The organism is Algoriphagus ratkowskyi (assembly GCF_002150505.1).
In the GTDB taxonomy this organism is placed as follows: Bacteria; Bacteroidota; Bacteroidia; order Cytophagales; family Cyclobacteriaceae; genus Algoriphagus; species Algoriphagus ratkowskyi.
In genome coordinates, this window is record NZ_MSSV01000011.1 from 194,917 (window position 1) to 214,594 (window position 19,678).

Consider the following 19,678-nt stretch of genomic DNA (forward strand, 5'->3'; position numbering starts at 1 on the left):
AGACTGTTGTCATATTCAGACCTTTAATTTCCAAAGACTTGCGAGTGTCATACCTGAGATTAAGTGCCAGATACCCCACCAAGCCGTAATAATAGCCATTCCGCCAAGGCCATCAAAATAAGTGAAAATCAAAACCAGACCCAAACCTGAATTTTGAATACCTGTCTCTATCGTCATAGTCTTCACATCAGGCAGGGGTAATTTGAATAGTTTCGCAGTAAAAAATCCTGTTCCCAAGGCTACGAAGTTATGCGCTAAGACCCAGAGGAATATCAGGGAAATATACTTGGTGAACAGGTCGAAATTCCCTGCAAAGGCAATCACCACAAACGCCGCAAATATGATAATACTTAAGGGTTTAAGGATTTTTGAAGCTTTTTCCGCAAAGCTAGGTGTATACATGTGTGTGATAATTCCTAGGATCAAAGGGATGCCAAGAATCAATGCTACGGTGGTAAATGCTTCTGAATAATCCAGACTTATTTCCCTGAGCAAATTTGAAGTGGGCGCATAGAATCCTGCCCAAAGCGCAAAATTTAAAGGTGTACTAATAATGGAAATTATACTGGAAAACCCCGTTAGACTGACCGATAGTGCTGTATTTCCTTTTGCGAGACTGCTTAGGAAATTAGAAACATTTCCCCCAGGACAAGCAGCTACCAGGAACATACCCAAAGCCACCGAGGGTGGTGGCTTCATGATCAATACCAGACACCAAGTGAGAAATGGTAATAGTAGAAACTGAGATAAAATGCCCAAAATAAAGCCTTTGGGATTTTTAGCTAAGTATTTAAAATCTTCAAATCTCAGGTCCAGCGCTACTCCATACATGATCAGCGCAAGCGCCAGATTCAATAGTAATAAATCACTGGAAGAGAAATTGAGTTGAATTGAATCTAGTTCATTGCTTGTGTTCATTTAATTCGAAATAGATAAATAGATAAGTCCTGAAATCATAGCTGTACCGAAGCTAAGCAAGGTTCCTATCAAAATATATTCGGTGAGTTTTCGCTCCTTGGATTTTTTTAAATCGCCAAATCTAAATACAGATTTGGCAGCCAGTAAGAATCCTACTGCTTCCCAGTTTCCGGTAACAATAAATGTAAAGACAAAAAGACGCTCTAGGATTCCTATGTATTTACCTGCATCCTGAAGAGACTGATCAGGCTGAGAAGGTATGGAATCAGACCATTTTTTGAGCAAGTTGGAAAGTATAATCGAGGTAGGCTGAGTGAGGAAAAGTACGAGTGTGATCAACCCTAGAGTTGAAGGGTTTTCAAATATCGACTGCCAATCCACCGCAACATTTGTAAATGATGCCCATATGATGACAATACTTACTAGATGCATCGCTTGATCGGCAATGAACCAAGTTGTTTTGGTTTTGATTTTCTGAGCGTAAAGTTTGGTGAGGTCTATAGCTAAGTGAACTACAGCCACTGATACTGCCAGGTACCAAAGGCTAAGATCCCAGAGAAGTATCAGTATAAGTAAACCATGAATTAATACATGGATATATAGTTTTGGAGAAGCTGCTTTTCGGCTTTCTTTCTCCTGCACCCATGAGGTAGGTTGTAGGAGAAAATCTCCGATTAGATGAGCGAGTATAAGTTTGATTAGGACTAACATTATATCAACTGGCTGATTTTCTTTCTGAATAGCTTTTCCATTGACAAGATGTCCTCGCCATTTGCTGCCTTGTATCTCTTGCTCACAGAATTTTGGTTGATATGAAGTACCTCGCCAATTTCAGCTTGCGTTCGATCTGGATTGGAGAATATCTCGGACATCAATTCGCCTGAAGAGATCGACCAGCTGTCCATCTGTATTCCCGCCAGTTTGAGGTAAAGGTTCATTTCATCGTTCCATTCTGTCCATGGTGAATTGATAGCCAGGGTAATCATTTCATTTTTCAGTTGCTCAAATTTCTCTCCGGATCTTATGAATGCATCTCCATTACTCTCGGAGATTCTATCTGAATCATAGGATTTTGTGCCTATCCCAATTGCCATTCGCACATCTACGGGAGAGCTTCTTTTATTTTGATCTGGATAAGGCAGGCTTTTCATCAATGCTTTGATCTGTAAGGCTGCAAGCAAACTTTCTTTTGGGTCTGAGATTTCCAGCTGAAAACTATCGCCTCTGAAGATTTCCCACTGTTTCGGAGTTTCTCCCCAGTGTGAAAGCAGTTGCTTAAATGGAATGAGCCATAAATTCTGGTTCTTCAGTTCTCTCGAATTGATAATGTCTCCTGTAAGTAATGCAATCATATCGCTAATATCACCGTAAATGGTGATATATCCAAATATCACCGTAAATGGTGATATATCAGATTATCACCGTAAGTAGTGATAAAGTGTTTGAGTTTATTAGCGAAGGAATAAAAAATACGCAATCGTTTGCACATCTTATTATGGCATCCAAATAAATAGTATTGATTGGTAGGATGAGAATGTTTAGATTAAAAAATAATAGCTTAAATACTGTCTATCAGTGAATAAATAGAATATTAAAGAAGCTTTTTAAGAAAAACAACAAACCCAATTACCTAATATTAACATGGAAAAAAGAAGAGAATTCATAAAGAAAAGTCTCTTAGGCACTGCTGGAATCGCAATGGCCGGAATGAGCATGAGTGCGAAATCTTATGGATCTATTATTGGAGCCAACGAAAGAATCAATATTGCAGTGGTCGGAATCCGTGGACAAGGAAGCAATCACATCAACCAGTGGTGCGCATTGAAAGATAACCGCAACGTGAGGCTAAAGACACTATGTGATGCAGATGAGCAATACTTCGAACCAAAGTCAAAAATTGTAATTGAGAAAACTGGAATTACTCCAGTGACCGAGTGGGACATGCGCAAGGTATTGGAAGATAAGGAGATAGATGCGGTTTCTTTAGCAATTCCAAATCACTGGCATGCATTGGGAACTATCTGGGCATGTCAGGCAGGAAAACATGTGTTTGTAGAAAAACCTGCCAGCCACAACGTGTGGGAAGGTAGAAAAATGGTAGAGGCTGCCCGTAAGTATGATAGAAGAGTGCAGGTTGGTTTTCAGAACCGTTCCATTGTTAATGTGATGGAAGCGATGGAATTCCTTCATAGCGGTGGAATCGGCGATATTTACATGGCGCGTGGTACCTGCTACAAACCACGTGATTCTTTTGGAAAAGTGCCCGATAGTGCACCGCCAGCTTCCTTGCACTACGACTACTGGAGAGGACCGGCACAGATGATACCTTACAATGAGAAGAAAGTGCACTACAACTGGCATTGGCATTGGGCCACAGGAAATGGTGATACAGGAAATCAAGGCCCGCATCAGTTTGATGTAGCTCGATGGGGGATGAACAAGAATGAGCATCCAATTTCTGTTTATTCCGCAGGAGGAATCTATGGTATCGACCCAAATGAATGCTCTCAAGAGACGCCAAATACACAAACCTCCACTTTCAAATATGCAGATGGAACTATGCTGGAATTTGAAACTCGGGGAAGGTATACCAATGGAGAATCAAGCTTAGGAATACATATTGGAAATGTGTTTTACGGAACAGATGGTTATTTGGAACTCGATGGGGGAACTTGGAAAGCCTTTCGACAGAAAGAAACCGAACCATTTGCCCAATCGAAAAAGGCAACTGCGCCAGCGCAAAGCACACAAGTGTTGGCAGCGCCAGGAGGTGCAGAGCATTATGCCAACTTCCTCGATGCCATCCGTGCAGGAAATGACCAAGCACTTCATTGTGATATAGAAGAAGGTCACAGATCTTCAGTTCTGCCGCTGATCGCTAATGTTTCTTACCTCACCAAACGTGAATTGAGATTCGATGGAAATACTGAAAAGTTTATCAAGGACAAAGAAGCGGATAAATTGCTTACGAGAGATTACCGTGATCCATACACTGTTCCATCTAAGGTTTAATTTTTATGAATTCAAAAAAAGTGAATACTAAAGAAGCAATGTCTAATTCCAGAAGAGATTTTATGCAAAAAAGTGCAGCTGCTGGAATAAGTCTAGCAGCAATGCAATTTCCCTTTGAAGCATTAGCAATGGCGAAATCAGGGATGAAATTCGGCTTGGTAACCTACCAATGGGGCAAGGATTGGGATTTGCCTACACTCATAGCAAACTGTGAAAAAGCAGGTGTGCTAGGAGTGGAGCTTCGTACTGAGCACGCACATGGTGTAGAGACAAGCCTGAATGCAGCAGAAAGGGCCGAAGTGAAAAAGCGCTTCAAAAATAGCAAAGTGACTTGCTTGGGTTATGGAAGTAACTTCGAATACCACAGCCCAGATCCGGCGGTGGTTCGTAAAAACATAGAAGAAACGAAGGAATACATCAAGCTTTGTAAAGATATAGGGGCGACTGGAATCAAGGTGAAGCCAAACAATTTGCCCGCGGATGTGCCGAAAGAAAAAACCATCGCACAGATCGCAGCTTCATTCAATGAAGTTGGGAAATTTGCAGCTGATTATGGACAATTGGTGCGAGTGGAAGTCCACGGAAATTTGACACAGGAACTTCCAATTATGAAGGCAATTTTCGACCAAGTGACAGAACCTGCAGTGAAGATTTGCTGGAATTGTAATGCAGAGGATTTGCTAGCTCCAGGATTGGAAGCAAATTTCAATTCAGTGAAGAAATGGTTTGGAGATACCGTACACGTACGGGAATTCAACGAAGGAGATTATCCCTATCCAGAACTTTTCAAACTTTTCAAGGGGATTAAATACGAAGGATGGATTCTGATGGAAGCACGAACAGAACCAGCAGATCGAGTGGCCGCTCTGAAAGAGCAGTTGGCATTATTCAATCAATTGATAAAATAATAATCTTCGAGACCGAATATTTAACTACTCCATTACCAAAAAAATAATAACAGATCTGGAAATTAGAACATGAAAAAACATAAAGTAATACTCTTTAACTACACTGCCTTAATTGCCTTATCAGCAGTGGCTTTCGCTTGCGGAAGTAAAGAGACTAAAGCCGAGACAGAACATAGCGCTGAGCAAAAGAAAGATAGAATTGAACTTGTTCGTGACGATGTTGCAAAGAAAGTAGATGTCATCATTGATGGGAAGTTTTTTACATCTTATATCTATCCAGACTCTCTGGAGAAACCCGTTCTATATCCAATCAACACTGCAAACGAAAATGCAATCACGAGAGGTTGGCCTTTAACACCTAGAGCTGGAGAGCGAGTAGATCATCCGCATCACTTAGGACTATGGTTTAACTATGGAGATGTGAATGGTCTGGATTTTTGGAACAATTCCTCCGATATCAAAGACAAGACGAACTATGGCCATATCGTGCATAAATCAATTGTGTCGGCAAAAAGCGGAAATGAAGAAGGCGTATTGAAAGTGAGTTTAGATTGGGTAAACAGCAAAGGTGAAGTGCTTTTGACTGAGAACACAACCTTTATTTTCAGAGGAAATGATGATCAGCGTAGCATCGATCGAATAGCAACCTTAACCGCTCCAAACGGGGAAGTGAAACTTACAGACAACAAGGAAGGTATGCTTGGACTTCGTACAGCAAGGCAACTGGAGCATCCATCGAATAAACCTGAGATTTTCACAGATGCTTCAGGGCAAGCTACAGATGTGCCTACAATGAATAATGAGGGTATTACAGGATTGTACCTCAGCAGTGAAGGGATAAAAGGGGATGATGTATGGGGTACAAGAGGAGCGTGGGTCAGTCTTAGTGGAAAGATTGACAACGAAGATATCTCTGTTGCTATATTAGACTATCCATCCAATCCAGGCTATCCAACTTACTGGCATGCACGTGGATATGGATTGTTTTCTGCTAATCCATTGGGTCAAAAAGCGCTTAGTGATGGCAAGGATGAGCTTAATTTTAAATTGGATAAAGGTCAATCAGCTACATTCAAGTATAGAATTATCATTTACTCCAATGAAACAATCTTAGATGGTCAGGTAAATAGAGATTACATCGAATGGGCTAAATAACCTCAGATAATTTAAAAAATAAGTGGCTGATTCCTATGAGAATCAGCCACTTTTTGCTTTAGAGCATTTGATGAGCTACTCTATGATTGTAATCGAGTAAGTTTTCATCTCACTTCGATTAGCTTCCAATTTCATAATACCATCTTTCTCTGCAAACTGATGGTTAGAATCAGAACTATCTCCTATACCCAACCAAGGTTCGATACATACAAACGGAGCTTCTGGTTTTGCCCAAAGACCCAGGTAGTCAAAATCCTCAAAGTTTACTGATAGTATATCACCTTTGTCCTTGTGTTTAATGGTAACTTCTCGCGATTTAAGTTGCTTGAAAATCAAGGCATCATCAACGAATAAATGGGGATGAAGCGGTAGTTTAGCCGTGTTGTCTAGCACTAGCCTCTGATTTAATCCTATTAGACCTGAAGGGTCCACTAGCTGTGTGTACGCCAATTCAACTTGAGCAAATTCTAATGAATAATCTTCATAAACTTCTCCTTCTCTCAATGGACAATTAAATGCTGGATGAGCTCCAATCGAATAAAGCATAACATTAGCTCCTAAATTAGAAATGTGATGCTCTATAGTAAGAGTTTTATCGAACAGCCGGAAAACCATATCAAATTGGAATTGGAACGGGTAATTCTGCAAAGATTCTTCATCCGATGTCAATCGAAATCTAAGGAAAGTATCCGTTTGCTCAATGAGTTTCGGTTTGTTGGAATTACGAATCAAGCCATGTTTAGGCATTTCATATTTCTTGCCAGCAATCAGGGTAAAACCCTCTTTCAATGCACCAACTATTGGGAAAAGTACTGGTGCTTGGCCTGCCCAAATAGCTGAATCTCCTTGCCAAATGTATTCAATACCTGTTGTTGATGACTTTATGGAGCTTAGCTCCATGCCTATAGGATTTATTTCAACTGAAAGATCAGCTGATTGGAGGGTATAATTCATTTATAAATAGGTTGTGAGTAAAACTAGTAGTGTGCTCTGTGACACAAGTCAATGGTGATGCAATTAAACCGAGATTAGGGTAGTTTATCGAAGTTCACAGTAGGAGAGACTCCTATAGGTTTTCGTTGATGCACGCTATTCAAGTTGACATGGCCATTAAAAAAGCCATCATTTCTAAGGTAGAAATGCCCAGCTTTTTCTCCGCCTTCAAAGTCTTTTCTATAGCCTCGTTTCGCGATGTCGTCACCAGTGAACTTCGCTTCTGTCAGTTTTTGCCAATTGCCTTCAGTATCAGCGGCCCATTGATTCCCGTAGTTAGCACTACGTTCTTGATAGCCAGTTTCTGGGACGAAGTTTTCCAAAAATGAATGTGGTCGTTTGTACCAAGTATCTGTCTTTGGCCGTAAGAAACTTGCTATCAGCATCCATTCTCCAACTTCTGGATCCTTAAAATAGGCTGTATAAACCGTGTTTCCTTTACCATCAGGGGTCACTGAATTGAGGAAGCTATAGGTCTTGCCGGCTTTCCAAGTGTATTTGAGATAGCTCTGTCCGCCAGAACCTTCGTTTCCAAATTCACCTGTGTATACATCTTCCCCCTTTTTCAAAAGGATAATTTTTTCGGCATCAGGAATCTCTCCTGGATTGTCTGTTTTATATGGACTCCAAACGGAAAAAAGTATTCGTCTTTCAATCTCCGAATTGACCTGAATTCCAAAGTATCCTTCCCCAAAACCATTGGCCATGAAATAAGAGCCTATTGGATCGGAGCCTTCTGGTACGGTAACCTCACTGTAAAACCATTGGAAGTTTTTGTCGGTGGGAAGGGAGTAACTTAAATGGACCGATGGGCCTCTACGTCCCCAGTAAAAACGATTATCGATATTGTCTTTGACGTAGTCCAAAACTATTACGTCATCCGACTTGATTTCAATATTTTTAATTTTGACGAAGTCAGTTCCTAATTTCTCTACTCCCTGCAGTTTGATCTCATTATAACCTTTTATCAGTTTCAGCTCACCTGCAGATACAAGCCCAGAAGTTCCAGAAGAAATCTCGACCCTTTGATTTTGGCCATTTAGATCAATACTGATTTCGCTATTGCCTTCCTGAGCAAAAATATCGAGATCCAATAAAACCCTTGAATCCACATTAGATTTCACAAAAATCGAAAACTCAGTATCCGAATTTTTCCAATTTGTAATACCATCAGCAGATATTTTTTCCTGAGAAACTCCTTTGGTTTGGTACGCATTACCGCCTAACGGGACAGTATATGTGCTTATAATAACATCAGACTTTATCTCTCCAGAATATGCTGCGGAGGAAACAATACAAAAGAAAAAAAAGACAAATCGTAAGTTCATTAAACTGTATTTTAGCCTGAAAACATAAAGGTAATACCCTAATTATAAATATTGCCACCTAATGTCAGCCTTCCTAGATATTCATTTTTGATAATGAAACACTTCGCAATTCATTTAAAACAAATTTTTGATTATTGGCTCAGACCTGTATTCTGAGACTTTTAAAAGGGGAGTTTTGATAAGCTTTCTTTTGAATCTTCTTTGTATCTTATTCATTAGTAATATGCTATCTTTTTAGGTAAAGAATTTCAAAAGATAAGTAATGATCACTTTTAATGAGGCTATAGATGATAAGACGCAGATTAAATACGGCACAATTACTTCTTCTATTAGGATCACCAATCTGGTTTTTTAGTTGTATAAATCTGCAGACTGTTGCTGATTATTCTGAAACATCCGTGATAGGAATCCAGAATTTTGAGCAGATTGACTACTCTTTTTTGCAACATTGCTTGGATAGATGTACTGATGAAGCGATTCGAAAATATGAGATAAAACGGATTCAAGATTGCGATTGCTCGATCTTTATAGAAGCTGACAGTGTCACTCAGGTTATCTACAGATCAATTGAAGGGTACTTTGAAGGGCTTAGTAAACTCTCATACAATGAACTTACAAACTATAGTACAAATGGGGTGATGGAGGCGCTGAGTTCCGATGAACTCGGTCCTGTAAAAATTGACGAGCGCACGGTAAATGCTTTCTCCAGTCTTTCCAATCTGCTGCTAAGAGCTTCAACAGATACTTACAGGCGCAAAAAATTAGAGTTATATATCGAACAGGCAAATGAACCAATTCAAGTTTTAATTGAAAAGTTTGGGGTAATTGTAGGAACCTCGCTTAAAGGAGAACTGCGATTCAAAAGAGAGCGACTTTACGGCTATTATATAGAGATGAAAATGAATAGGACCTTGCTTTCTGACTATGAAAAAGGCAAGGCTACTTCTGATTATTATCAGGCATTAGAAGCCATTCAACGAAAGGAAAAGGAATTGGAAGTTTTTTCAAAAAGTATTAATCAGATTGCTCAGGCACATCAGGTCTTGTATGAGAATAGAAATAAACTTTCGGTAAAAGATATCTCAGGCTTAATGATAGACTACTCCAGTAATATACAGGATCTGATCTCTGAATTTAACAAACTTAACGACTAAACCCATGGCAAATTTGACTTCCGACCAAGCTATAAGACTGTCAGATAATTTTTATTACCTGAGTTCTTCGATGCTGGACTTCAGGGTTGCAAACTGGGAGAAGTTATCTGATGATGATATTAAAGAACTCAGTGATATTCAATATTCTCTTTTAAGTTTTGGTGAGAATATTCTGGCACTTTCCACAACTCTAATCATGGATGAAGTTGTTGATTCTTTGGGAAAAATAAATACAATTACGCAAGAGATAAAGGATTCAATTAAAGACCTGAAGAATATCCAAAAAGGCCTGAATGTGGCCACAGGAATTCTCATTCTTGGTGCAATGATCATCAATCGCGATCCTCAAGGAATAGGGAGCTCACTCAAGGATCTGTTTGAGTTATGGAAAGCTCCGCTGGACTAACTTCAACTAATGTAATCAACTGTTTATAAACACATTAATAAAATAAAAAAACGATGAGCTATTCACCCATCGTTTTTCTTATCAAGCCATTTATAAGTTGGTAATCACCTAGCGAAAAGCATAAACTGCTTCATTGCCCAATGTTCTTCGCCATTTTCAGACGCTTCGATTTTCAGGAATCTTGTATTCTCCTGAGCTTTCCACTGAATAGTATTTATGCCTTTTACTCCAGATCCGCTCGCCACTTCAGTCCAGGATTTTCCATCTGCAGAAAGCGATACTTTATACTTTTTAGGATATTCTTTCTCACCGGAATTGAATTGTATTTCAGCTAAGTTTTTCTCCTTTGGTAGCTCTATCTGAAACCACATACCAGATTCTTGCGGGCTTTCAGTTTTCCATCCCTTGAAGCTAAATGCATAAGATGGATCCTTGGTTGAACCCACGCCCTGTAAAGCAGTACTACTTGCCGTGATTTTCCAGTTATCCTGGAGAGAAATTGCCTTAGGGATTTCTCCGATCAATTCATCAAAATCATAAGTACCTTCTTTACTAGCTGTTTCTTTTCGTAGTTGAGCGACAAACTTTGGACTCACGAAACTTCCTGAATTCCCGAAGTCATTTCGGATATATGAAACAACAGAAGCAATGTATTCATCATCATTGCTATCCATAGCAATCATTATACCCTCATATTCCTTCCCTTCTATAGCACCTGTCAAACCATGAAGAAGCGTTTTAACAGCATATTCAGGATGCCCCATAACTCTAGGAGAACCTGAAAATGCAGGAGCGAGGAGTTCGCCACCTCCAATAGGTGTGCCGAGACCATTTGGTCCGTGGCAGGTAGAGCAATAGCTATCATAGATGCTCTTTCCTTTTGTAAAAAGTGCTAGTTCTTGTGGTGCAAACTTGGTTGAAGCCATTTCTTTCTCTTTTGACATTCTCTCCAAAAGCTGGGTTCCAACCACCTGAATTCCTTGTGCTTGATTGCCTTTCAAAGTGGCTTTGATCAAATTTTCTACTTGATCTATATTCAATATATAAGCGCTAAGCAATGCTTGCAAGGCCACCTCAGTAGATGAATCCTTGATCAATTCTCTATAATTCTCCTCCAGACTTTTCTCGCCATATTTATACAAACTTTCACTGGCTCGTAATGCTTGAATCCGAATCTGAGGACTGCCGTCTTTCATCAGCTTTCGGACCTGATCAACCTTCAATGAGCTCAATCCTTCTAATGTCCACAGTGCATGGATTCTAGCCAATTCATTATCAGAAGTATTTATCAAGTTTTCCAACTCCTTCACAACTGATTTATCTTGATTTAAAATAATCAACTGCTGCGCTTGATCGCGCCACCATCCATTTGGATTGCTTAGATGGCGGACAAGTTCAGCAGAAGTCTCCTCGTACATTCTTGGCTTCTCTGTATTTCTCTCCATTCCCTCATAGGTCAATCGCCAAATTCTGCCATTTCCTGCAATATCATCCATTTGATACTGGAGAATTTTGGTTCGCAAGTAACTGCCTTCCTGAGTCCAGTTTCCTTGCTGGATAATTCCCCGATACATATCTACAATGTACATCGTGCCGTCAGGTGCCGTAGCCATATCAACTGGCCGAAAAAGTGGATCTGTGGATTGGATGAACTCAGATTTTTGTTCTAGGTAGGGGTTCTGAAGATAGGAGAGGCCTTCAGTTTTTTCTACCTGCACTTGACGTACAATCCTTCCAACTGGCTCTCCGTAGAAGTATTGATTTTGAAGTTCTTTCGGAAGTCTATCTCCACGGAATACATCATTCCCTGCCGATCCTGTCACGTTATTTAATGAATTATCTGGCTTGGTTTCTCGCATCCCAGGTTCGAAATCCGCTAATTTCACCAAACTGAATGGTTCTCTAAAACCTTCTTTCAACTGACCCTTTACACTAAAATTGCCATAGACAAGGGGGAACTGGTATCCTTGTGGAATGCCTCCTGCTCCATCTTGAAACCACACCTGACCATAATTGTCTTGTGTTACGCCCCATTGTCCCCATGGATTTCCAGTTGGTTCTTGAATTACCCCGTCTGGCGTCCAGCGAATTCTATGGGAATTATAGGTACTGTACATCCAGTTGTCCATCGTCCAAGTCAGGAAACTCGTCTGATGCTCAACATTTCCTGATCTTCCTAGGCCTGAAGCGAAAAGTTCTTTCTTATCAGCTTTACCATCTCCATCAGTATCTGTGTATTTATAGACATTATCTTCATTAGATTCCATGGACAAAATGGTGTTTTTTCCAAAAGGAACCACATAGCGAGGGAAAACTAGGCTGTCTAGAAAAATCACACTTTTATCATAGACGCCATCATTATCTGTGTCCTCCCATCTAGAAATCCTAGAAGTAGGCATTAGCTCTCCATTTGCATCAATATCCTGCATATAAGTTCTTAACTCTAGCACATACATTCTACCATTCCCGTCAAATTGAATAGCCGCAGGTTCTTTGATCTGTGGTTCAGAAAGAATAGGAGTCAGTTTATAGCCCGGCTGAAGTATAAATGATTTCAATTGCTCGTTTGCCGAGACAGGAACTACTGGCGGGACTGGACTTAGGTCTATGCCTTTCCATCTCGGAGATTCCATATCTGTGCCATCGGGAATAGTAATAGATGGGTAAGGAGCTTCCATTCTTTTTGGATCTAAAGAATCAGCAGGAGAAACGTCAAAGGGGGATTTTTGAGGTGTACAACTGGCAAAAATGACCAGTGAAACACCATAGACTAGTTTTAGTTTTTTGGAAATACGCATGTACTGAATTTGAAGGTAAGAATAGGTTTGGTGTTACTGTTGTATTGATAGTTTATCCCAAATTATGGCTTTCTTCGGGAATTGGTTTTACCGAAAAAATAATGTCTTGTATTTACTGCTAAATCTATAACAGGATCTCTATGCTATGACTTGTAGAATTGCCAGTCGCTAATATAACATCAATCCCCAATCTGGGGCAGATAATACTTGTTTTTGCAGATTATTGAAATGAAATAATGAAAACTGAGCACGCTGGAAGCAATTTGCCTTTAGCATGTATTTTGAACTACTAGTATAAAATACAAAATCATGAAAACTGAAATTTATCATATTAAGTCTGGAGTAAGAAGAATCACTGACTACTCAGAAGGTTTGACTTCATTAATTGCTGGTACTTATGTGCTATCTCTTGCTGTTACTAAAAAACATGTGGGATTGCGAATTGCACTAGGTGTAGTGGGTGCTTATTTAGTTTTAAGAAGTGGTGGGAAGTTAAATGCTGGCACCTTTTCTTTTGATGAGGAAGATGAGATCATAATTAAATAATCAGATCTTTTTTCAAAATTATAATTCAATCATCAAGTATTTTTTTTGATTTCCAAAGGTTTAAATCTATGTGTAATCCTCATTGATTTAAACCTTTGGATCTATTTTGCATTTTTTTGATTTAAGCTTACCTGATGTTCAATTAACAGTATTTTGGGATTTAAATTGCTGTGAAATATGATTAGAAACAGAGATTAATCGAAATTTTTAGCTAAAAATATTAGGCCTCATTTTATGCCTATTTGATCTATGGGTATAACTTTTTCTCAGTTTGATATTTTGACAAAGTTTGCCTTAAACTCGTGGTCTGAACACAATTACATTTGTTGCTTCTAAATATTTAGCCTTTCACATGAACTGTAAAATTTCAAAATACAATTCTGGGTAAAACACCAAAGTTAGGATCTATAAAAAGTGCCAAAAATTAGGATCGATATTACATCATTTTATAAAATTTTTACCCTGGCACAATCTTTAAATTTCCATCTGTCATCATCAATTATTTACTCATTCAGTTTCAATTCCATCAAACATTCCGATCGGTACAAAAGTTGTATTTCTTTCAGTCACTTATCAAAACTGTAACCCCTTCTTATGCTGAAATTTACTGACAAAGGTATTTACTGTAAGCAGGCTGATCTATACATCGACCCGTGGAAACCGGTAAAAAACGCCATTATCACCCATGGACATAGTGATCATGCTAGAAGTGGGATGAATAATTACCTCTGTCATACTGAAACAATGCCAATCCTCAGGTTGAGATTAGGGGCTGACATAAACGTGCAAAGCTTGCCTTATAATCAAGAAATTAGCATCAACGGAGTCAAAATCAGCCTACATCCTGCAGGTCATATTATAGGTTCAGCTCAAGTTCGCCTGGAATATAAAGGTGAGATCTGGGTAGTTTCCGGAGATTATAAGCTCATTCCTGATGGATTGAGCGTTCCATTTGAACCGGTCAAATGCCATCATTTTATCACAGAATCTACATTTGGTTTACCTATTTACAATTTTCCCTCCACAGAAGAAGTATATGCTAGCATTAATCAATGGTGGAAGCAAAATGCTGCTGAGGGCTTCAATTCTGTAATAATCGCTTATGCCTTGGGGAAATCTCAATCCATTCTACATCATTTGGATCAGGAGATAGGAGACATATTTCTGCATGGAGCTGTAGCAAATGTCAATAATGCATTTAACGAAAATGGACATAATTTCCCCGGCACATGGGTGAGTCCAGAAATGGATCGCAAAGCTATCAAAGGAGCAATGATAGTGACTCCTTCATCTGCCTTATCCACTCCTTGGATCCGGAAATTTTCACCTTCACGTGCCGCACTTTGCAGTGGATGGATGCAACTTAGAGGAGCGAGAAGACGCTCCGGAGTTGACCGAGGGTTTGTATTATCTGATCACTGCGATTGGTCACAACTTAACGAAGCTGTTTTGGCAACAGGAGCGGAAAACATCTATGTGACCCATGGCTATCAAACTACCTATGCGAAATGGTTATGCGATCGATATCAACTTAATGCTATTGAAATAAAGACTCAATTTGAACCTGCCACAGGAGACTTAGACTAATATGTTTATCCACAATCATATCTATAGCCTTATTTTCTATGCCTGCCAGATTGGAAGACCGATGGTAGGTGACCGAAGTAACCTCAATTCTGGTATTTGCCATGTAAGAGGCCAATTTGGTCTTTTATTGCCGCTATTTCGGAAACTCAAATAAACTATTCATGAAGGCATTCACAGCATTATTTACCGCCATAGATCAGACCACTAAGACCAACCAAAAGGTTCAGGCCATGGTAGATTATTTTACTCATGCTGAGGAGGAGGATAAGATATTTGCGGTTTCTATCTTAATAGGCAATAAGCCTAAAAGACCTGTAAAAACTTCTGAGCTAAAAGAATGGGCTGCAGAACTAGCCGAGCTCCCAATGTGGCTTTATGAAGAGTCTTATCACATTGTCGGGGATTTAGCTGAAGCAATAGCCCTGATGCTTCCAGATCCAGATAAAGAACAACATGTTTCCCTCCGTGAGAATTTAGAATTTCTTTCCGAATTGACTGATTTGCCCTTGGAGGTTAAAAAGGCTAGAATTATAGAGTATTGGATGAGCGCTGAAGTTCAAGAGCGCTTCGTGTTTAATAAGCTGATCACAGGAAATTTCCGAATGGGTGTTTCCAAGCAATTGGTAATCAAAGCGCTCGCGAAATATTTAGAACAAGAGCAAACTTCTATCGCGCATCAGTTGATGGGAAAGTGGGATCCTTATGCAGAAACCATGGATTCGATGTTTGCCGGGGAAACACATCTGGACAAAAACTACCTGCCTTACCCTTTCTTTTTGGCGTATCCCTTAGATACGGATCCCGCTACTTTAGGAGATATTGATAACTGGTATATAGAAAGAAAACTGGATGGAATACGTGGCCAGATCATCGTGAGAAATGAGGAGCTTTTTGTATGGAGCAGAGGAGAAGAATTGCTAACGGATAAATTTCCTGAGTTCAACTCCCTTCAAACCTCCCTTCCAAATGGGACGGTACTGGATGGAGAAATCATTCCTTGGAGAGATGGTAGCCCTTTGCCTTTTCAAATAATGCAAACCAGAATTGGCAGGAAGAATATTTCTCCTAAATACCTCAAAGAAGCACCATTGGTCATGGTATGTTTTGATATCCTAGAATACAACGGAGTTGATTTAAGAGCTAGACCTTTGTCTGAAAGGCGAGAAATTCTGAACGAAGTAATAGCAAAGCATACCGAAAACAAGTTGCTACTATCCGAAGCGATGGATTTTAAGGCTTGGGAAGAGGTAGGAAAGTTTAGAAGAAATGCTCGTGACTTCAACTGTGAAGGATTGATGCTAAAAAGAAAAACTAGTGAATACGAGACTGGCAGAAGGCGTGGCAATTGGTGGAAATGGAAAACAGAACCCATGACGGTGGATGGGGTTTTGCTTTACGCACAAAGTGGTCATGGTCGGAGAGCGAATCTCTTTACGGATTACACCTTTGCTGTGTGGGATGGAGATGTGCTGGTTCCTTTTGCCAAAGCCTATTCGGGTCTGACCGACAAAGAAATCAATGTCTTGGACAATTGGATCAAGCGAAACACTATTGATAAATTTGGCCCTGTGAGAAGTGTAAAACCTGAGTATGTATTTGAAATTGCTTTTGAGGGGATCAATTCCAGCCCAAGACATAAGTCTGGTGTGGCACTTAGATTTCCTAGAATTTTGAGATGGAGAAAAGATAAGTCTGTCAAGGATGCGAATACCAAAAATGATTTATTGCAATTACTTGAAGCCGTTAATTCATGAACAGTTTTGCAGACGCATGGTTTTCAAATGAAGGTTGGACGGCACATGCTTTTCAAAAAAAAACTTGGTCAGCTATGGCCAATGGCAATTCTGGCTTATTAAATGCACCTACTGGTTATGGAAAAACCATGGCTATTTGGTTTGGCGTGCTTCATCATTACTACATACAGCGGAAAGTAAAAAAAGGTAAAAGTGAGAGAAAGCTTCACTGCCTCTGGATTACACCTCTGCGCGCTTTATCCAGTGAAATTTATCAAGCCACCAATATCGTTAGCGATGATCTTGCGCTTGATTACCAGATTGGATTGAGGACAGGAGATACATCCACTAAGGTTCGTCAGCAGCAAAAGAAGAAACCACCGCAAGCATTGGTGACTACACCAGAAAGTGTACATATTTTGTTCGCTGGCAAAGGCTACACTGATTACTTTTCAGAACTGGAATTTGTGATTGTGGATGAGTGGCATGAACTGATGGGAAGTAAAAGAGGCGTGCTGATCGAACTCGCTTTGAGCAGACTGAAAGCGCTGAATCCAAAATTGAAAATTTGGGGAATCTCTGCTACTATCGGTAATCTGGAGGAAGCACAGGAAATCCTTCTGGGCACCGAGAACGCAGGTGTTTTAATAAAGTCGGCGATAAAAAAGAAGATTCAGATAGAGACACTTTTGCCAGAGGTCTTAGAGCGTTTTCCTTGGGCAGGCCACTTGGGCGTACACATGGCAGCTACAGTCATTCCCATCATCGAGAAAAGTCAATCAACCTTACTTTTCACCAATACCCGCTCACAGGCTGAAATTTGGTACAGACAGTTACTTGAACTTAAGCCAGATTGGGCGGGAGCAATTGCTCTTCACCATGGTTCTTTGAGTAACGAGATCCGTGTTTGGGTGGAAGCAGCGCTCCATGAGGGAAGTTTGAAAGCCGTCATTTGCACAAGTAGCTTGGATCTTGGCGTTGATTTCAGGCCTGTGGATACGGTAGTTCAGATAGGCTCTCCAAAAGGAATTGCACGCTTTCTACAGCGGGCAGGAAGAAGTGGCCATCAGCCTGGCGCACTCAGCCGAGTTTATTTCTTACCCACCCATTCTCTGGAGATTATGGAGGGAGCGTCTTTGAAATATGCGGTAAAAGAAGGCATGATGGAAAAGCGAATTCCCTACGTCCGATCCTTTGACGTACTGATCCAGTACCTAGTCACACTTGCGATTTCCGAAGGATTTAAAGCTGAGGAAGCCTATAGAGAAGTGAAAAGCACGCATTGTTTTTCATCCATCACCACTGACGAATTCAACGAATGTTTGTTAATGATCACCAAAGGCGGAAGATCCTTGGGTGCTTATGATGAATTTCACAAGGTGGTGGCAGAAGAGGGTGTATTTAAAGTGACTAGTCGCCGGATCGCCCATCGACATATGCTAAATATCGGTACCATCGTCAGCGATGCTATGATGCAGGTGAAATTTATGAGCGGAAAATTCCTGGGTACTATAGAAGAGTGGTTTATATCCAGATTGAAGCCAGGGGATACATTTTGGTTTTCGGGAAGAAATCTAGAATTGATCAAAGTGCGAGAGATGCAGGCCTTGGTCAGGAATAGTTCTGGCAAAAAAGGCGCAATACCCTCATGGATGGGAGGTAGGCTGCCACTTTCAGCAGATTTGGGTGCGGCGTTGCGACACGCTATGGACAGTGTCCACCAGCCAATCACCAAGAGTAATCCGGAATTACATTTCTTAAAACCGCTTTTTCTTAAACAAAAAGAACTTTCCGCACTTCCTGAAGAAGGAACGCTTCTGATGGAAAGTATTCAAACCAAATACGGGTACCATCTCTTTGTTTATCCCTTTGAGGGAAAATTTGTCCATGAAGGAATGGCGGCTGTTATCGCGTATAGATTGAGTAAGATCAAAGCTGCTACCTTCAGTATTGCTACAAATGAGTATGGATTTGAATTGCTTTCTGATTCACCTATTCCTGTGGAAGAAGCGCTTGAGTTAGGTTTGTTTTTTACGGACAATTTGATGGCAGATATTCGTTTGGGAATCAACACAACGGAGATGGCTAGACGTAGATTTAGAGATATCGCCAGTATTGCTGGTTTGGTTTTTCAGGGATATCCTGGCAAGCCTATGAAAACCAAACATCTCCAAGCCAATTCCTCCTTGTTTTTTTCGGTTTTTGAAGATTATGATCCTGGTAATCTGCTGCTGCGACAAGCATACGACGAGGTTATGGATTTTCAATTGGAATCTGCGCGGATGTATGCGGCATTTGTCCGGATCAGCACGCATGCGATTAATTTGACTTTTCCAGATAAACTTACTCCCTTTTCTTTTCCTATTTTTGCAGAGTCATTCCGAGAAAAGTACAGCAACGAGGATTGGCAGACACGCTTAAGCAAACTCAAAGAAAGACTGGAGAAATGACAGCTCCAGTATCAATCATGGATTTTTATTACAAGGAAGAATTAATACAACTATTACCCGAGAAAGTAGCTTTTTTGCCAGGACATCAAATGATGGTTGTTGCCGATCTTCATTTGGGAAAAGCTTCCCATTTCAGAAAAGCAGGAATCATGATTCCATTGCCAAACGTTTCTCCAGATTTGCTAAAAATGGATGAGTTGATAGATAAGTTAAACCCATCTACAGTGGTTTTTCTTGGAGATTTGTTTCATAGTAGCTTAAATAAAGAATGGGAGGAATTGAAGGATTTCCTAAGAAAGTATCCTATGATTCGTTTTGTGTTGACAAAAGGAAATCATGATATTCTTTCACCGAAGGTGATGGAAAATACATCGATAGAGGTGGTAGATGAATTGGAAGTAGGGAATGATCTCCTGCTAACTCATGAGCCAATGATCGATTTGGAAGAAGATAAATTAAATATTTCAGGACATATACATCCGGGAGTAATGATCAAAGGCAAAGGCCGACAGCTCTTCCGTTTACCTTGTTTTTATTATCATGAGCAATCTTTGATACTTCCAGCTTTCGGGAAGTTGACTGGTCTATATATTCTAAAGGAGATTGCGGGTGCGAAGATTTATCCTGTCTTTCCAGATGAGGTATTGGTTATATAAAAAGATATAAACACAGATTGCCAGATGAGTTTTA

General features: G+C 40.1%; 16 protein-coding genes. 10 read left to right on the forward strand and 6 right to left on the reverse strand.

Features of this window, described 5'->3' with window-relative positions:
- Window positions 1–15: 15 nt before the first annotated feature.
- The 3 genes from BVH02_RS13225 to BVH02_RS13235 are packed head-to-tail and all read right to left on the reverse strand — an operon-like array spanning window position 16 to window position 2,270.
- Complete coding sequence (locus BVH02_RS13225; protein WP_086501918.1) at window positions 16–918, reverse strand: bile acid:sodium symporter family protein; 903 nt, start codon at window positions 916–918, stop codon at window positions 16–18.
- Complete coding sequence (locus BVH02_RS13230; protein ID WP_086501919.1) at window positions 919–1,629, reverse strand: DUF3307 domain-containing protein; 711 nt, start codon at window positions 1,627–1,629, stop codon at window positions 919–921.
- The gene (locus BVH02_RS13235) at window positions 1,629–2,270 is read right to left on the reverse strand and encodes a hypothetical protein (RefSeq protein ID WP_086501920.1); all 642 of its coding nucleotides are present in this window, start codon (window positions 2,268–2,270) and stop codon (window positions 1,629–1,631) included. The genes BVH02_RS13230 and BVH02_RS13235 overlap by 1 nt, the downstream gene beginning before the upstream one ends.
- Before the next feature lie 289 nt (window positions 2,271–2,559).
- Between BVH02_RS13235 and BVH02_RS13240 the strand changes: the two genes are divergently transcribed.
- The 3 genes from BVH02_RS13240 (at window position 2,560) to BVH02_RS13250 (ending at window position 5,993) form a co-directional block, all read left to right on the forward strand.
- A complete protein-coding gene (locus BVH02_RS13240; RefSeq protein WP_086501921.1) occupies window positions 2,560–3,930 on the forward strand; it encodes a Gfo/Idh/MocA family protein in 1,371 nt (456 codons plus the stop codon).
- A gap of 5 nt (window positions 3,931–3,935) precedes the next feature.
- The gene (locus BVH02_RS13245; RefSeq protein WP_223271749.1) at window positions 3,936–4,838 is read left to right on the forward strand and encodes a sugar phosphate isomerase/epimerase family protein; all 903 of its coding nucleotides are present in this window, start codon (window positions 3,936–3,938) and stop codon (window positions 4,836–4,838) included.
- A gap of 69 nt (window positions 4,839–4,907) precedes the next feature.
- Window positions 4,908–5,993 carry a DUF6807 domain-containing protein gene (locus BVH02_RS13250; protein WP_191278279.1) on the forward strand — a complete coding sequence of 362 codons (1,086 nt, stop codon included), beginning with the start codon at window positions 4,908–4,910 and terminating at the stop codon, window positions 5,991–5,993.
- A gap of 75 nt (window positions 5,994–6,068) precedes the next feature.
- Here BVH02_RS13250 and BVH02_RS13255 read toward each other — a convergent pair whose 3' ends face one another.
- Complete coding sequence (locus BVH02_RS13255; protein WP_086501922.1) at window positions 6,069–6,947, reverse strand: aldose 1-epimerase family protein; 879 nt, start codon at window positions 6,945–6,947, stop codon at window positions 6,069–6,071.
- Between the two features lie 74 nt (window positions 6,948–7,021).
- Window positions 7,022–8,314, reverse strand: a complete 1,293-nt coding sequence (locus BVH02_RS13260) for a DUF3472 domain-containing protein (RefSeq protein ID WP_086501923.1) — start codon at window positions 8,312–8,314, stop codon at window positions 7,022–7,024.
- Window positions 8,315–8,601: 287 nt separating this feature from the next.
- Between BVH02_RS13260 and BVH02_RS13265 the strand changes: the two genes are divergently transcribed.
- Together BVH02_RS13265 and BVH02_RS13270 are read left to right on the forward strand one after the other, a co-directional pair.
- Window positions 8,602–9,468 (forward strand): hypothetical protein, encoded by an 867-nt coding sequence (locus BVH02_RS13265; protein ID WP_086501924.1) that lies wholly within the window; start codon window positions 8,602–8,604, stop codon window positions 9,466–9,468.
- A 4-nt stretch (window positions 9,469–9,472) separates the two neighbouring features.
- Window positions 9,473–9,874 carry a hypothetical protein gene (locus BVH02_RS13270; RefSeq protein WP_086501925.1) on the forward strand — a complete coding sequence of 134 codons (402 nt, stop codon included), beginning with the start codon at window positions 9,473–9,475 and terminating at the stop codon, window positions 9,872–9,874.
- A 104-nt stretch (window positions 9,875–9,978) separates the two neighbouring features.
- On the opposite strand, the gene BVH02_RS13275 is transcribed toward BVH02_RS13270, so the two are convergent.
- Window positions 9,979–12,672, reverse strand: a complete 2,694-nt coding sequence (locus BVH02_RS13275; RefSeq protein ID WP_086501926.1) for a DUF7133 domain-containing protein — start codon at window positions 12,670–12,672, stop codon at window positions 9,979–9,981.
- A gap of 309 nt (window positions 12,673–12,981) precedes the next feature.
- Here BVH02_RS13275 and BVH02_RS13280 point away from each other — a divergent pair, with 309 nt between their 5' ends.
- The 5 genes from BVH02_RS13280 to pdeM all read left to right on the forward strand — a co-directional run bounded on the left by BVH02_RS13280 (window position 12,982) and on the right by pdeM (window position 19,644).
- On the forward strand, window positions 12,982–13,218 hold the full coding sequence (locus BVH02_RS13280) for a hypothetical protein (RefSeq protein WP_086501927.1): 237 nt from the start codon (window positions 12,982–12,984) through the stop codon (window positions 13,216–13,218).
- Window positions 13,219–13,812: 594 nt separating this feature from the next.
- Window positions 13,813–14,805 carry a ligase-associated DNA damage response exonuclease gene (locus tag BVH02_RS13285; protein ID WP_086501928.1) on the forward strand — a complete coding sequence of 331 codons (993 nt, stop codon included), beginning with the start codon at window positions 13,813–13,815 and terminating at the stop codon, window positions 14,803–14,805.
- Window positions 14,806–14,966: 161 nt separating this feature from the next.
- On the forward strand, window positions 14,967–16,559 hold the full coding sequence (locus BVH02_RS13290; protein ID WP_086501929.1) for an ATP-dependent DNA ligase: 1,593 nt from the start codon (window positions 14,967–14,969) through the stop codon (window positions 16,557–16,559).
- Window positions 16,556–18,988 (forward strand): ligase-associated DNA damage response DEXH box helicase, encoded by a 2,433-nt coding sequence (locus BVH02_RS13295; protein ID WP_086501930.1) that lies wholly within the window; start codon window positions 16,556–16,558, stop codon window positions 18,986–18,988. Before BVH02_RS13290 ends, BVH02_RS13295 begins: the two co-directional genes overlap by 4 nt.
- A complete protein-coding gene (pdeM, locus tag BVH02_RS13300; protein ID WP_143244215.1) occupies window positions 18,985–19,644 on the forward strand; it encodes a ligase-associated DNA damage response endonuclease PdeM in 660 nt (219 codons plus the stop codon). The genes BVH02_RS13295 and pdeM overlap by 4 nt, the downstream gene beginning before the upstream one ends.
- The last annotated feature ends 34 nt before the right edge of the window (window positions 19,645–19,678 follow it).

Bases quoted from the DNA above. Each gene is read 5' to 3' on its own strand.
- BVH02_RS13275 (WP_086501926.1), bottom strand. From the start codon at position 12,672: ATGCGTATTTCCAAAAAACTAAAACTAGTCTATGGTGTTTCACTGGTC.
- BVH02_RS13245 (WP_223271749.1), top strand. From the start codon at position 3,936: ATGAATTCAAAAAAAGTGAATACTAAAGAAGCAATGTCTAATTCCAGA.
- BVH02_RS13285 (WP_086501928.1), top strand. From the start codon at position 13,813: ATGCTGAAATTTACTGACAAAGGTATTTACTGTAAGCAGGCTGATCTA.
- BVH02_RS13260 (WP_086501923.1), bottom strand. From the start codon at position 8,314: ATGAACTTACGATTTGTCTTTTTTTTCTTTTGTATTGTTTCCTCCGCA.
- BVH02_RS13265 (WP_086501924.1), top strand. From the start codon at position 8,602: ATGATAAGACGCAGATTAAATACGGCACAATTACTTCTTCTATTAGGA.
- BVH02_RS13225 (WP_086501918.1), bottom strand. From the start codon at position 918: ATGAACACAAGCAATGAACTAGATTCAATTCAACTCAATTTCTCTTCC.
- BVH02_RS13250 (WP_191278279.1), top strand. From the start codon at position 4,908: ATGAAAAAACATAAAGTAATACTCTTTAACTACACTGCCTTAATTGCC.
- BVH02_RS13235 (WP_086501920.1), bottom strand. From the start codon at position 2,270: ATGATTGCATTACTTACAGGAGACATTATCAATTCGAGAGAACTGAAG.
- BVH02_RS13230 (WP_086501919.1), bottom strand. From the start codon at position 1,629: ATGTTAGTCCTAATCAAACTTATACTCGCTCATCTAATCGGAGATTTT.
- BVH02_RS13255 (WP_086501922.1), bottom strand. From the start codon at position 6,947: ATGAATTATACCCTCCAATCAGCTGATCTTTCAGTTGAAATAAATCCT.
- BVH02_RS13270 (WP_086501925.1), top strand. From the start codon at position 9,473: ATGGCAAATTTGACTTCCGACCAAGCTATAAGACTGTCAGATAATTTT.
- BVH02_RS13290 (WP_086501929.1), top strand. From the start codon at position 14,967: ATGAAGGCATTCACAGCATTATTTACCGCCATAGATCAGACCACTAAG.
- BVH02_RS13295 (WP_086501930.1), top strand. From the start codon at position 16,556: ATGAACAGTTTTGCAGACGCATGGTTTTCAAATGAAGGTTGGACGGCA.
- BVH02_RS13240 (WP_086501921.1), top strand. From the start codon at position 2,560: ATGGAAAAAAGAAGAGAATTCATAAAGAAAAGTCTCTTAGGCACTGCT.
- BVH02_RS13280 (WP_086501927.1), top strand. From the start codon at position 12,982: ATGAAAACTGAAATTTATCATATTAAGTCTGGAGTAAGAAGAATCACT.
- pdeM (WP_143244215.1), top strand. From the start codon at position 18,985: ATGACAGCTCCAGTATCAATCATGGATTTTTATTACAAGGAAGAATTA.